Annotated in this window: 10 protein-coding genes and 1 pseudogene; 10 read left to right on the top strand and 1 reads right to left on the bottom strand. The window is 27.1% G+C overall.

What is annotated here, in order from left to right:
• Together I2E98_RS06350 and I2E98_RS06355 are read left to right on the top strand one after the other, a co-directional pair.
• Positions 1–222: pseudogene (locus I2E98_RS06350) on the top strand (transposase); the annotation flags it as partial.
• A gap of 148 nt (positions 223–370) precedes the next feature.
• Positions 371–1,030, top strand: coding sequence for a hypothetical protein (locus I2E98_RS06355; protein ID WP_195468148.1), 660 nt, complete (start codon positions 371–373; stop codon positions 1,028–1,030).
• A gap of 70 nt (positions 1,031–1,100) precedes the next feature.
• Here I2E98_RS06355 and I2E98_RS06360 read toward each other — a convergent pair whose 3' ends face one another.
• Positions 1,101–1,667 carry a sigma-70 family RNA polymerase sigma factor gene (locus I2E98_RS06360; RefSeq protein ID WP_195468122.1) on the bottom strand — a complete coding sequence of 189 codons (567 nt, stop codon included), beginning with the start codon at positions 1,665–1,667 and terminating at the stop codon, positions 1,101–1,103.
• 67 nt (positions 1,668–1,734) lie between these two features.
• Between I2E98_RS06360 and I2E98_RS06365 the strand changes: the two genes are divergently transcribed.
• The 8 genes from I2E98_RS06365 (at position 1,735) to I2E98_RS06400 (ending at position 15,379) form a co-directional block, all read left to right on the top strand.
• Positions 1,735–2,445, top strand: coding sequence for an N-acetylmuramoyl-L-alanine amidase (locus I2E98_RS06365; RefSeq protein WP_195468123.1), 711 nt, complete (start codon positions 1,735–1,737; stop codon positions 2,443–2,445).
• A gap of 378 nt (positions 2,446–2,823) precedes the next feature.
• Positions 2,824–3,588 (top strand): hypothetical protein, encoded by a 765-nt coding sequence (locus tag I2E98_RS06370; protein ID WP_195468124.1) that lies wholly within the window; start codon positions 2,824–2,826, stop codon positions 3,586–3,588.
• A gap of 10 nt (positions 3,589–3,598) precedes the next feature.
• The gene (locus I2E98_RS06375; RefSeq protein WP_195468125.1) at positions 3,599–4,744 is read left to right on the top strand and encodes a hypothetical protein; all 1,146 of its coding nucleotides are present in this window, start codon (positions 3,599–3,601) and stop codon (positions 4,742–4,744) included.
• Positions 4,745–4,764: 20 nt separating this feature from the next.
• Positions 4,765–6,225, top strand: a complete 1,461-nt coding sequence (locus I2E98_RS06380) for an Hsp70 family protein (protein ID WP_195468126.1) — start codon at positions 4,765–4,767, stop codon at positions 6,223–6,225.
• Between the two features lie 12 nt (positions 6,226–6,237).
• Complete coding sequence (locus I2E98_RS06385; RefSeq protein ID WP_195468127.1) at positions 6,238–8,583, top strand: UvrD-helicase domain-containing protein; 2,346 nt, start codon at positions 6,238–6,240, stop codon at positions 8,581–8,583.
• A gap of 13 nt (positions 8,584–8,596) precedes the next feature.
• Positions 8,597–11,725 carry a helicase-related protein gene (locus I2E98_RS06390; protein WP_195468128.1) on the top strand — a complete coding sequence of 1,043 codons (3,129 nt, stop codon included), beginning with the start codon at positions 8,597–8,599 and terminating at the stop codon, positions 11,723–11,725.
• A gap of 1 nt (position 11,726) precedes the next feature.
• The gene (locus I2E98_RS06395; protein ID WP_195468129.1) at positions 11,727–13,556 is read left to right on the top strand and encodes a DUF1998 domain-containing protein; all 1,830 of its coding nucleotides are present in this window, start codon (positions 11,727–11,729) and stop codon (positions 13,554–13,556) included.
• Between the two features lie 332 nt (positions 13,557–13,888).
• Positions 13,889–15,379, top strand: a complete 1,491-nt coding sequence (locus tag I2E98_RS06400) for a type I restriction-modification system subunit M (RefSeq protein WP_195468130.1) — start codon at positions 13,889–13,891, stop codon at positions 15,377–15,379.
• Positions 15,380–15,387 lie beyond the last annotated feature (8 nt).

A 15,387-nucleotide genomic window follows, 5' to 3' on the forward strand; every position in this document is an offset into this window, starting at 1 on the left:
ATTGAAGTTAAGAGTAATCCAAATGTGGAGGTAGAGTTTATGACACTTTTAGAGCGTGATAGAGAAAAATTAGAAGAAGGCAGAGCAGAAGGAAGAGAAGAAGGTAAAAAGGAAGAGAGAATTAACTTAGCTAAAGAAATGCTTAAGGATAAAGAACCTATTGAAAAAATAATGAAATATACTAAACTTAGCAAAGAAGAAATTCTTAAAATAGAAATATAATATAAGTTATTATTGGAGACCTAATGGTTTCCTTTTTATTTCTAAAATATTTAAGCTTTTTTCTTTATTGCAATTTACAATCAAATATATGTTCTGTATAATTGTATTAGGGTATAAAATGAGGGGGCATATAATGTGAGTAAAAGAGATTTTAGAGATTATAAAGAGTTTTATTGAGGAGAAGGGGTATTCACCAACAGTTAGGGAAATATGTAAGTTAACTAATCTTAAATCAACATCATCAATAGATTCATATATTAAAAGATTAGAAGCTAAAGGTCATCTTACAAGTATGGTAGATATGTCCAGAAGTATTGTTGTTGCAAATAAAGAAAAGCGTTTTAAAGTTGTTGTAAATGGTATAGCTTTAATGTATAAAGATGATAAAGAATACATATTACTTCAAGAGAAGAAAAATAGTAAAGCTAATATTAATATGTTAGAATTACCAGGTGGAATTATTATGGGTAGTGAAAATGTATATGGATGCTTAAGACGTGAATTTAAAGATAAAGGATTTGAAGTAACTAAGATATTTGGTGAAGATAAATGTAATGAATTAAGTAAAGAAGATGAGGAATTAACGATATTTAAGCCATTTTGTATTAGCCAACATATTGAAGGGAATGACTCAATTATTTCAAATACTATATTATGTAAGGTAGATGAAAGAAAGGTTGAAGATGGTAGTAATAAATTAAGTTTTAAGTGGGTCTGTACTGATGAATTAGAAGATATGCTAGTAGAGCAAAAGGAAAATATATGTGCTCATAGTATTGAAGCATTAAAATCATTTTGTAAGTTATAAAAAAGATATATTAATTAACTTAATATATATAAAGAAAAGTTATAGTAGGTGAGTTCTACTATAACTTTTCTTACATTATAAGTTCTTTTCTTAATTGTTTTAATGCTCTATTTTTAATGTTTACTGTTGTAGGATAATTAATGTTATGATTTTTTGAGTATTCCTTAAGAGATCCATTATTTATAAGTGTAAAATTAAGTATATCCTTATGCTGCTGTGGTAGTTTGTCTATATATTTATAAAGGTTTTTTGCTAGTATACTGTCAGTAACTTGCACATCTACTGGTTTATTGTTTGATTGTAGGACATGTTCCAAGGTTCCATTTAATATTAATGCCTCAGAGCCTTCACATGAGCTTCTATTACAAGTCTTTTTTATTAGATAATTAATATTGTTTTTAATTGCCATGGTAGCATAAGCAACAAATCTCTTTTTATCTAGGTCATAAATCTTGATACATTTTAGCAATGTAGCATAACATTCATGTTCTATATCTGAAAAGTCATATCCATGTACAAAGGTTCTCTTTGATAAGTTTAATATCATAGGTCTAAATTCTTCAAAAATAATTTCTTTAGCAGATACATCTCCATTTTTAGCTTTAGTAACTAAAGATTCTATATAATTAAAATTCATAAAAAATTACCCCCTTTCTTAGTATATATGGTTTTAAGCCATATATTTTATTTGGAGGTGAAATTTTATGAAAGAAATTATAGTAGCAATAGACATTGGACACAATGTTCCTTATGATGGAGGAGCAGTAGGAATACGTAAGGAAGATGAGTTAAATAGGTTAGTTGGAAATGCATTAATAAGTAAGCTTAGGGGAAGAGGGATTAAGGTAGTGAATTGTACACCAAGTACTGCTAAAAGCCTTAATGATTCATTGTACCAAAGAGTAGTTAAAGCTAATAATTCATGTGCAACTTTATTTGTATCAATACATCATAATGCATGCCCAGGTGGATATGGGTCAGAAGTTTTATGTATTAAAGATAATTATCAAGGTGGAATAGCAATAAAGGTAGGAGAAGCTATATTAAAAGAGTTAGCTTCACTTGGACTTAGAAATAGAGGTGTAAAGGATAGAAGAGACTTATATGTTATTAATAACACTTCAATGCCTGCATTAATTGTTGAATGTGCCTTTGTTGATAGTAGTTCAGATATGAAAAACTATAATCCAGAAAAGACTGCAGCTGCAATATACAAAGGAATATGTACAGCTCTTGCTTTATCAGAAAATCAAAAACCAAGTACCAATGAGCAAGAGTATTATATTGTTAAATATGGAGATACTTTATGGGGAATAAGTAGAAGATTTAACACTAATGTAGAAAAGTTAGTATCACTAAATAATATAGCAAATAGAAATCTAATTAATGTTGGGCAGAAATTAAGGGTGAAGTAAAAGCAGATGGAATAGCTTTTTATAAAAAAAGATTGTGTTATAAAATAAAAGATTAAATAAAAGCTTTAGAGTTAATGTTTAGATTATTAAGCATTAACTCTTTTTTAATTAGATATTTAGAGATTATTCAACGAGCTGAAAATTAGCCAGTAGGGGATACTAGCTTGTTAATATATTTTTAGTTAATTATATATTGACAAGATAGTATAAGTGTATCCAATTATAAATCTAGTTGTTTTTAGAAGATAATACAAAATGAATATAAAATTTTCACGAGAATAATTGTAGAAAAATATATTTTTAACTAATTTATAGAAAAAAATGAAAAATAAGAATATAATAACGTTATGGTAAATTAATTTATGGAGGCGTGTATAAATGGATGAAGAGATATTGCTTTATAAATTTAATGAAATACTTGGTGTATTGGATAGCTTAGAAAAACAAAATCGTAAAATACATACTGATGCATTAGATATAGAAGATTTTAATGAGTCAAAAAGGATAATGGATGAATCATTTGAAAAAATAAGAAAAGTTAAGCAATGGAAAAAAGAATTATCTATTATTGTTACTGATATTAAAAGCTTTTGTAAGTTAGATAAAAACATTGTACTGGAAAAAAAAGCAAATGAAGTAGAAAAGCCAAGCCAAATGAGTTTAACATTAGATAATATTACGGGTGAATTAGAGAATTTCATTGATAAAAATATGAAGGTTAATGTTGGTTATAAAGAAAAGGAGATTGTATCTAAACCTATTAATATAGAGGAAGATATAGATTCAAAAGAAGAGGTTGGAAGCGAGCTTGATGTAATATCAGAGCAAAAAAATAATGATAGTTTAAGTGGTTTTGCTTTATTAGATGTTGAGTATGAGGTTATTAATTGGAAAGACTTAATATGCAAAGTGTGTGAAAATTTAATAAATAGAGCACCATATTTATGTTCTAAATTGCATACTATAGATGATTTTAAAACCATGTTTAGTGAAATAGCATCTAACAATAAAGCAAAAATGAAAATGTTATCGAATGGTTTATATATTAATCTAGATAAGGATGACGATGAATTAGAGGAAATAGTATATAGGTTATTGAAACTCTGCGGAATAAGTCATGAAAAATTTAGGATAAAAGTATAGAGGTGTATTTATGGAAGAAATGAGAAAAACATTACAAGAATTAAAAGATAAAGGTTCAAAGATTGGAATAAATGATACAGATAAAGCTGCAAAAATTATATATGATATATATGTAAAAAATAATGATAAAACAGAATTAATTGAAAGCTTGTTAAGTTTTAATTATAAAATAATAGGATCATTTGTAGCAAAGTATCTCGTAATGATAGATGAAAAAGAGGAAATTTTAAATTTAATATTTATTAATAAGAAGTATAAAGAAAAAATAACATATTTAGCTTTATCAATTATTACCAAATGTCTGAATGGTGTTAATACTGAGTCTATTGCAATAAAGACCTTATTAAATATATGCACAGAAATTACACTTACAGATAAATACAATAAAATCTTTGGTGAGAACATGTACAAGATTATGACGGAAAGTTCATATAGATTACTTTCTTGTGATTTTAGCAATTTATCTTTAAATGAAAATAAAAAAATATATAGATGTTTTCAAGAATGTCTGCATCAAAACAAAGATCAATATTTAACAGAAAAAGTTAATATATGGAGCGGAAAGTATATTTCAGAAACTGAAGAACCAAATAATGTAGTTGTAATTAGCGAAAAAAAAGAAGATAAGAAATTAAATGAAGTAAAAAATCATTTAGACAAAGATAAGGGTAAAAATATTGATGAAAATATAATAGCATTTGAAAAATTAAATAAATTATTAGTTGATTCGAACAATGAAATAGATAAATTGTTTAATAAGGTTTTTATAAAGAATCAAACATTAATTAAGTTAGAAGAAGCCTTAAATTTAAAAAATAACGAATTAAATGAGAAAATAGAAGAAAATAAATTAAATTATAAAAGAGTATTAGAACTGGAATATGAAATGAATAAACTTAAAGCTACTATGAAAGAGAAAGAAGAAGAAAATATTGATTTAAGAGAGAGATTAAAGCTTTCATTTTCAGCAGATGAAATAAGTAAAAATCAAGAAATAGTGACTTTAAAAAATAACATTTCAAAATCTATAAGACTTCAATATGACGATTTTATTGAAAACTCAAGCGCTGAATGTACAGAAGATAATTACGAAGCTTTAAAAGTAATTATAAATCAAGTATTTAGAGCATTAAAGAAATATGGTATAGAATTTTAATTATGAAAAGAGGGGCTAATATGAAAAAGGGAACCTATTATGGTATAGATTTTGGAACAACTAATACAGCTATAGTTCGTATGACTGTTGATGAGTATGGTATAAAGGAAAATATAATTGGTGAGGGAGGAGAGTACCCATTTTCATCTATAGTTGCAATTCCTAAAAAAAGCGGACAAAAGATTTTATTTGGAAATGATGTAAAGAAGAGAAGTGTTGAACTATCAGAAGATTATCATGTAATTTCATCAATAAAATCATATTTAGGAACAGAAAAAGAATTTATTGTAAATGAAGAAAGATATACAGCTACAGATATAACATGTGCATTTTTAAAACATATTAAGGGATATATAAGAAATACTTTTAATGAGGACTTAAGTGAATCTGTATTTGCAATTCCAGTAGATTTTAGTGCAAGAGCGAGAACTGAATTAAGTAAAGCTGCAAAAGAAGCAGGAATTAAAGTATTAGGATTTGTTAGTGAATCATCAGCCGCATATCTGGCTAGTCTAAATAGAATTAAATCGTATTCTAATGCTGTAGTTATTGATTGGGGGGGAGGAACTTTAGACATAAGCATATTAGACTTACAAGGAGATAGAGTTTCTGAAAATTCAATTTATGGAACTCAATTTGGTGGTGATGATATTGATATTGAGTTAGCTAAAAGAGTCCATACAAAGTTAATTAATCAAACTGGTATTCAAGTTAGTTTTGATGAGATGTGCCCAATACAAAAAGATAATATAATATCAAGATGTGAAAAAGCTAAAATAAGTTTTATGGATTATGATGATGAAACAATTTCATTACGTAACTATGGAAAATTTGGAACGAAAAATGTAAGAATAGATTATGATTTTTTCAAAGGGGTACTTACACCATTAATAAAAGGACGGGTATTAGCCACAATAAATAAAGCTATGGAACTTGCTAATAAAAATAAAGATAGTATTGATGTTGTAATAATGGCAGGCGGAAGTGTTAATCTAAGACCTTTTGCAGAAATAATTACAAGTGTTTTTGGAGAGGAAAAGATTGTTACTCCAGAAAAGGCACAGTGGGTGGTTGCCAAAGGAGCATGCTTAGTTAATGTTATGGGTACAAAAAGCATTTTAAGTGATGATATAGGAATATTGTTAAGTAATAATGTGGTTTATCCACTTTTCAGTAAAGATAAACATGGTGTAGATAGTGAAATAAAACCGATAGATTTTTCATTAACAGAGGATTCAACTTCAGCTAATTTTATTTTTACTAATACAACTAATAATATAAGATATGGCATAAAAACTATCCCGACTAAAGGATTTTTGCAAGAAAAGATACAAGTGTCAGGAGTTATAGGTAAAGATCAAATTGCTAGATTTAAATTTACTAATGATACTATGGGCGATTATAGTGAAGATACCTTAGAAATAAATAAGTTAAAATTTTATTATGATATTTCTACGATAAAGAATATGAAGCATGTGTAGTTGGAGGGGGATATGTTGAAATCCAATATAACAATTGCAAGTAATGTTTTTGTAAGAACTCAAAAAATTCTAGAAAAGGATATTGATTTTTACCAAAATGTAACAGGTGTTAAGGCGTTAAGAGTTTTGTCAGATAAATCAGTAATATTCTTTAAAAACAATGCATTGCCAGTACAAATTAATGAATTAAAAGAAGGAAAAAGCTGTAGTTTAGCTAAAAATAGAGAAAGTACACATGGAAGGATAAAAATTAACGGAAGAGATGAATGGGTATGTAGATGTGAAAATTTTAATTGTAGTCAGTATAACAGTTGCTCAAAAGCTAAGGGATTTAAGAAGATAGAAAGAGAACCTATCAACAATATCTCTAATGAAAATAAGAATAAACAAGAGATTTTAGAGTATGAATATTTAGGTATTAATATTGAAAATAATGATTTTATTAATGATATAAACCCTAAAGATTATATAAATATAAGTAATACTCAAATCGAAGAGGTTAAATGGGATGAATTTGTTGAACAAGAAGCCGGTAAGGAAGAATCTAAAATAACCTATGATAATATCATGACAACTTTTAAGAAAATTGAAAGCAGTGAAACTATAATAAGCGAAAATATTAATGAAAAAACAATTGTTAATGCAGGCCCTGGTACTGGAAAAACTTATACTGTAATTAAAAGGTTACTATATATATTAGAAAATGAGTTGATAGATCCAGAAGGAATACTTGTATTATGTTACACTCGTTCAGCTATTGCAGTTATTAAAGATAGAATAGATGAAGCTATTAAAAATGGAATGTTACCATATGAGTCAAAAGCTATTAGCATTTATACTTTTGATTCTTTTGCAACAATGTATTTAAGTGAATTAGAAATTGATGTATCAGGATTAAGTTATAATGAGAGAATTAAAGTATTTAATGAGAATATTGATGACAAGATATTTGAAAATATTGATTACTTGATAATTGATGAAATACAAGATTTAGTTAATGAAAGAGCTAAGATGGTATTTAATATAATTAAATCAATAAATTGTGGTTATTTATTATTAGGAGATAAATGTCAAGCTATATATGATTATGATTGCGAGGATGAAGTTTCTATTGATTCAGAAGAATTTTATAATGTGTTATTAAATGAAATTATTCATAAAGATGCAAATAAATATGAGTTGGTAAAAAATGAAAGACAAAATGGTGAACTATCAAAATTATCTAATGAGATAAGAGATTCATTATTAACGATGACACCAGAGGGTCAGAGTAAATTTATCAAAAGTAAAATTAATGAAATTTCAATATCTGAAATAAAAGCAGAAAAGTTTTCAGATGAATTTATAGATAAAAATAAAAAAGTAGCTTTCTTATGTAGAAATAATGGAGAGGCAGAATATTTAAGTAGTATTTTTAATAGCAAAGGAATATTACATAAATTGCTAAGAGGAAATATAAAGGAAAAGTCAATAAATAGATGGATTGGAGATGTTTTTTGGGATTACTGTGAAAATGAAATGACAAAAGATAGATTTATTGAACGCTATTTAATCAGGATAAATGATGATACTAACAAGGCAAATGAAGCTTTTGATATATTGTGCAATATTACTAATAGTAGAGGAAACTTAAATATGGACAAGTTAGTGGAGAATTTATACAGGCTTGTAGATATACCAAAAGAAATAGACAATGATATAAATTACAATATAACTATTTCAACAATTCACAGGGCAAAAGGTAGAGAGTTTGATGTTGTGTATATGCTTAAATCAGATTATGAACGTTCTGATTTAAAATCTGAAGAATCAAGAGTTAAATATGTTGCAGTTACAAGAGCAAAAACAGAATTAAAAATAATAAAGAAACAAAATTCTTTTAATTGGAGATTTAAAAAGAGTGTTAGTGGTAGAGGAATAAAGTTAGGTTCGCACCCTTATAATAAAAAAAGATGTTACTGTACTAATTTAGTAGTAGGCTTAAAGGATGATATAGATAAAATAAGTTATGTAAATAATAATGAAACAAATTATTTAGAACTTCAAGAATATATAGCTAAAAACATCAAAAAAATGGATAAGCTTCAAATTATAAGAGATAAAAATAACAACTATAATATTTATCACAATGATATGAAAATTGGTAGGTTAAATGAGAATATTAGTAAAGATTTTTGGAATTCAATAAATAAGACAGATGATAAGCGAAATATACCATCTAAATTAATAGAGGTATATGTCTCAAATATTATTACAATTATTAATCCTTCATATGATGAGAAAATACCGTTTAGACTTAGAAAATCAAAAATATGGTTAGGTGTTGAAATAACAGGATTTGCAAGAACTGAATTTTAATTAGGAGAATATTATGGCGGGGTACGATAAATTTTATAATACCATAGATAAAATAGAAAATTGTTTAAGAAAAGATTTAATTGGGCCTATAGAAGAAAATGAAATTATAAATGATGAATATCCTCTAAGCTATTATGTGGTAGGCATATTATGGCCAAGACAAAGTAAAAATACGGAAGAAACATTAATTAATGATACAGTCAATCTTAATGAAGAGGAATTAGAAGATTATATTGAAACCCCAAATGAATCTATAAATAGTACAAATCAGTTTAAACCATCATCAATGGCTATATCAATGATGATTGATAAAAATGTAAAACGATTAGATGGTAGTTTTAAGTTTGCTAAATATATTCATACAAAAATTGATAAAGAAGAAAACAGAAGTTTTAATAGTTTTAAGAGAGAACCATTTGAAGAAAAGTTTGAAATAAATATTCCAGATAAGGTTGGTTCGTATAAGTATATAGGAAGTGAAATCTTAAACTTACATGATATAGAAATAATATATCATGTAAGAAAAAAATTTGAAGATGGTAAAAAATTAGTAACTATTTCAGTTATTAATATGAGAGAAAGTTCATTGAATATAATTGAACAAAACATAAATTCATTATTTCAATGTAAATTATGTATTAAGTGTTCACAAAAATTTTCTCCTATATATAATTCTAATATCAAAACTAAAGATGGTGAAATGTTGCTAAATGAAATGTTATATAGCGATAGAGTAAATTATGCTTACGGGCATGGATGTTCTGTAAAGTATGAGGAAATTAATAATGAAGTTAAGTGTATAGAAAGTGAATTTATACCTACAGAAATAGTTTATCAAATGATGCCTAATAAATTAAAGATTGATAATTTTCTAAAAATGATTTATTGGAGAACTGTTTCACTTGAGGAAGGCTTAAAATCATTAAATAAATTTATAGATGAGTATAAGGTATGGATATTAGAGCAAGAAAAAAAAGGTAAAGATTTAAAAGGACATGAATACGCTGTGCAGTATTCATTAGATAAGCTTAATATTTGTTATGAAAGATTAAAAGATGGAATTGATGCTATTAGAAATAATAGCATTGCATGGAAAGCATTTAAATTAATGAATGAAGCAATGCTATTACAACGTGTTAATAGTAAAGGTTGCAGTGAAGAGAGCGTAAAATGGTTTCCGTTCCAATTAGCTTATGTCTTGCAAATTATTCCAGATATAGTAAATCCAAAAAATAAATACAGAGATGTTGTTGATCTTTTATGGTTCCCTACTGGTGGAGGAAAGACAGAAGCATATTTAGGGGTTTGTGCATTTGTAATATTTTATAGAAGGTTATTAAATGAACCAGTAGCTGATGGAGTAACAATTATAATGAGATATACATTAAGATTACTTACTATACAGCAATTTGAAAGAGCATCAGCATTAATTTGTGCATGTGAATATTTAAGAAAAGAGCATAATATACCAGGAGGGGAAATAAGCATTGGTTTATGGATAGGTAGTAGCATGACACCTAATTATTTAAGTGATGCAGCTGATAAATTAAATGAAAGTGATAAAAATAGTTCATCAGTTGAATGTGATCCTATGCAAGTTACAACTTGTCCTTGGTGTGGTGCTCAGATAGAAAGAAGTTGTTATTCTATTGAAGATAGTATGATTATTAAGTGTAATAATAATAAAAATTGTAGATTTCATGATGGATTACCAATTTATCTAATTGATGAAGATATTTATAAAAAGAAGCCTACATTATTATTAAGCACTGTTGATAAATTTGCTAGATTAGTTTGGGAAGAAAATTCCAAAGTTCTATTTGGAGATGGAAAGACACTTCCACCTGAACTGATTTTACAGGATGAATTACATTTAATATCTGGACCTTTGGGTTCTATAGATGGAATATATGAATTAGCAATAGAAAAATTATGTACTAAAAAAGGATTTAAACCAAAGTATATTGCATCGACAGCAACTGTTAGAAATGCAGCTAATCAAATAAAAAGTTTATATGATAAAGATATGTTCCAGTTTCCACCTAATGGTATATCAGTAGATGATTCTTTTTTTGCAATAAAAGCAAGTAAAAAAGACAAACCGGCTAGAAGATATATAGGGTTATGTGAATTAGGGGGGAATGTATCAGATTTACTTATAAGAGTTTATTCTAATTTAATTTTCCAAAAAAACCTTTTTAGAAAATTAAAAATAGATAATGATGTTATAGATCAGTATTATACAATAATAGGTTATTTTAATGCTATTAAAGATTTGGGAGCATCATCAAGTATAATTATAGACCGTATAAGTACTAATATTAAAGCATTAATTAGTTATAAATTTAAGAAATTATCAGAAGATGCAGGTTTAACTGTTAACGATATAAAAAACTATGAGGTTAATGATGAATTAACAAGTAGAAAAACCTCTAAACAAATAAAAGAAACATTAAATTTATTAGAAAATTCATTTACTAATGAAATTTGTTTTTCTTATGTTTTAGCATCTAACATGCTTTCAGTAGGTATAGATATTAATAGATTAGGGGTAATGTCTGTATTTAATCAGCCAAAATCTAATTCTGAATATATACAGGCAACTAGTCGTGTTGGTAGATCTAAGCCAGGAATTGTATTAACAATGTATAATGGTATGAGGTCAAGAGATAAGTCTCATTATGAACAGTTTCCATTTTATCATAAAACGCTTTATAAGTATGTTGAAGCTACAAGTGTTACTCCGTATTCAGCTAGAGCTATTGAGAAAGCTCTTCATTGTATTTATATCGCATTAGTTAGACTTACTATAGATGGAATGACTAGTAATGCAGATGCATCTAATTATAGAAAAAATATTCCAGAGGTTTTAGAAATAAAAGATTATATTTTAGAAAGAGTAAAAAGAATTTCACCAGAAGCAGTAGAAGATGCAGAAGAATATTTAACGTATATAAGTGATGAATGGGACGAGTTAGCTTCTGAATGCGAGTATTTAAAATATAGTTCAACAACAGGAGAAATATGTCTATTGCATCCCGCAGAGAAGGAGAATTCTACTAATATACCTCCTATATTAAATGCATTAAGAAATGTTGATCAATCATCTAATATATTTGTAAAAAGAAGGGAGGTTGAATAATATGAGATTGAATAATAGGCGAAATATTTTAAATAGAAATAAAAGCAATAGTACTAGAAATGTTGGTGAAATAAGACAAAGTCAATTAATAAGTTCATATGGAATAGGTTCGATGGTTGATTTTTTGAAAGATACTGTTATTATTGCAGGTGTTGATGATTGGAATGAAAATGATGAGACACTTAAATTGTATAATGAGAATTTGCAATCTCTTACGGGAGTAGACTATTTTATTAAACCTAAAACTGATACAGAAGGAAGTAACTTTAAAAAAAGCAAGGATATACCTTCGTATATTTTCCCAGAAAAATTATATTGTCCAAACTGCAAAAGTATATTTGATAATAGCAAAATAGAAATTCAAAAGTATCAACATAAATGTCCAAATCCAAAATGTAATTGTAATAATTTAATAGCTTCAAGATTTGTGGTTATATGTGAAAATGGACATATGGAAGATTTTCCTTATAGTTGGTGGGTTCATAGAGGTGAAGAATGTTCAAGTGGTAAACTTAATCCAAGAATAGAAATGTACAATATAGAGGATAAAAGTAATATTGAAAGTTTAATTATAAAGTGTAAAGAGTGTGGCTGTAATAGAGCTATTTATCCAGCATTACAAGAAAGAGCATTATCAGGAGAAAAGTCATATAAATGTACATGTTGTAATCCACACTTTAAAAATCCTTACTATGATAAAGAAAAAGGTTGTAATGCTACTCTAAAAACTAGATTAAGAACTTCTTCAAGTGTATATTTTCCAGTTATCCAAAGTGCATTATCTATACCACCTTGGAGTAGGGAAGCTGTTAAAATAGTCACAGCAAAATATGATGATATAAAATGGCAGGAAGGACGAGACTTAAAAAGGTATATTAAGGAGCGAATATTACCAACTGCTTCTAGTAATGTATCATTAGATGATCTTTTAAAAGCTTATGAACTAGTAAAAAATCAAAAAAAGAATAAAAAAATAAGAAGCTTAAAAGATATTTATCAAGACGAATATGAGGAATTATCAAAAGGAGAATCAAATAAGAACGATGGTGAATTTTCAAGTTTTACAGTTAATACACCAAATAAATATAAAAAATATATAGATAAAATAGTTGTTGTAGATAGATTAACAGAAGTACAAGCATTATGTGGATTTACAAGATTAAAATCATGGGACGGTTCTAGTTTAAATGATTCCAAAATTGTTAGATTATCAATGGAGAAAAAGAATTGGTTACCTGCAATTAAAATGAATGGTGAAGGCATATTTGTAAAATTTAATGAAAAACAGTTAGATTTATGGAATGAAAAAATTAGTAGTAGATATAATCAATTAAGAAAAAATTATGAGCAATCAGAGGTTAAAAATTTAAGATTCTCAAATAAATATGTTTTATTGCATACATTTGCTCATTTATTAATTAGACAAATATCAAATGAGTGTGGATACAGTGTAGCATCTCTAAAAGAGAAGATATATAGTAAGTTCCATGATGAAGCTTATGGAAATTTAGAGATGGCAGGAATTTTAATATATTTAGCTACGTCAGACTCAGAAGGTAGTCTTGGAGGTTTAATAAATATAGCTATGGATACTGAAAAAATAGAAAGAATATTTGATAATATGCTGGAAAATTCTTTATGGTGTAGTGCTGATCCATTATGTGTTAATTCAACAGAACAAGGTTATAAATCATTAAATTATGCAGCGTGTCATGATTGTTTACTAGTACCAGAAACAACATGTGAGTTCAGAAATATATTTTTAGATAGAGTTTCAGTTGTAGGGACAAATGAAAATAGAGAAATAGGCTTATTTGGTGAATTATTATAATGATGGTGGGGATTGTAATGAATAAGAAATTTATTAATAAAAATACTTAATAGGTATAATATTATGTTAACTGAGTAAAAGCTCTATCTTAGAGCTAATTATTAAGAATTACATTAAATACATTTATTGTTTATATAAGGAGTATTCTGATTGAATACTCCTTATATATTAAGAAATAAAAGATTAACTTTATATTGAAATAAAACATTTATAATGTTTAAAGTTAAATCTTATGAAATCAATTACGTTAATACAACCAGTTCTTTTTAATAGGTTGATAAAATGATATAATATATAAGGTTTATAAAAATAAATTGAAAAGAGGCAATATTATGATGAATAAAACAACATCACAAGATGTTATAAAGATAGTTTGGAAAGCCTGTGATACCTTTAGAGGTACAATGGATAGTTCTAAGTATAAAGATTACATATTAACAATGCTATTCGTAAAATATGTATCAGATTTTTACAAAGAAAAGTTAGAAGAATTAAAAGCTAAGTTTGGAGATAATGAAGATAGAATTCAAAAGAGTTTAAAGAGAGAAAAGTTCCAATTAGATCCTACATGTACATTTGATGTTATATACGAAAATAGAAATGCTGAAGATATTGGTGAAATAATAAATAAGATATTAATGAGAATTGAAGATGACAACAAGGAAAAGCTTGAAGGTATCTTTAGAAATATAGATTTTAACTCAGAAGCAGAGCTTGGAAGAACTAAGGAAAGAAATGCAGCATTAAAGCATTTAATAGAGGACTTTGCAGATGCTTCACTTGACTTAAGACCTAGTATGTTAGATGGTAGTGATGTTATTGGAGATGCATATGAATTTCTAATAGCTAACTTTGCATCAGATGCAGGTAAGAAAGGGGGAGAGTTCTATACTCCTAGCGAAGTTTCAACATTACTTGCAAAGCTTGTTGGAGCTAAAGATGGTGATAGAATATATGACCCAACATGCGGTTCAGGATCATTACTTATTAAAGCAGCTAAAGAAGTGGGAACACAAAACTTTAGATTATATGGTCAAGAAAGAAATGGTCAAACTCAAGCCTTAGCTAAAATGAATATGTTCTTACATGAAATAAATGATGCAGTTATAGAATGGGGAGATACATTAAGAAATCCACTTCATTTAGAAAATGAAAGATTAATGAAGTTCGATAAAATAGTTTCTAACCCACCATTCTCATTAGATAAATGGGGAGCAGAAGACTTAAAAGATGATACTTATGGAAGATTTAGTATGGGATTACCTCCAAAGTCAAAAGGAGATTATGCCTTCATTTCTCATATGTTAGCATCATTAAATGAAAATGGGACAGCAGGAATAATACTACCTCATGGAGTTCTATTTAGAGCAGCCAGTGAAGGCAAAATAAGAAAACAAATAATAGAGAATAATTGGTTAGATGCAGTAATAGGATTACCAGAAAACCTATTCTTTGGAACAGGAATACCAGCTTGTATATTAATATTTAAAAAGAATAAAGTTGATAATAATGTAGTTTTTATAGATGCTAGCAAGGATTATGAAAAAGGTAAGAATCAAAATATTTTAAGAAATGAAGATATTGAAAATATATTAGAAGCCTATAAGAATAGAAAAGAAATAGAAAAGTATTGCCATATTGCTAGCTTTGAAGAAATAGAAGAAAATGATTTTAATTTAAATATTCCTAGATATATAGATACTTTTGAAGCGGAAGAAAAAATAGATATGAAATCAGTTAAAGAAGAAATTAATACACTTGAAAAAGAAATAGTTCAGGTTAAAGAAGTTATGCATAAATATTTAGAAGAACTAGGAATGTAGGTGATAAG

Origin of the sequence: Clostridium sp. D43t1_170807_H7, assembly GCF_015555905.1 — a bacterium.
In the GTDB taxonomy this organism is placed as follows: domain Bacteria; phylum Bacillota; class Clostridia; order Clostridiales; family Clostridiaceae; genus Clostridium.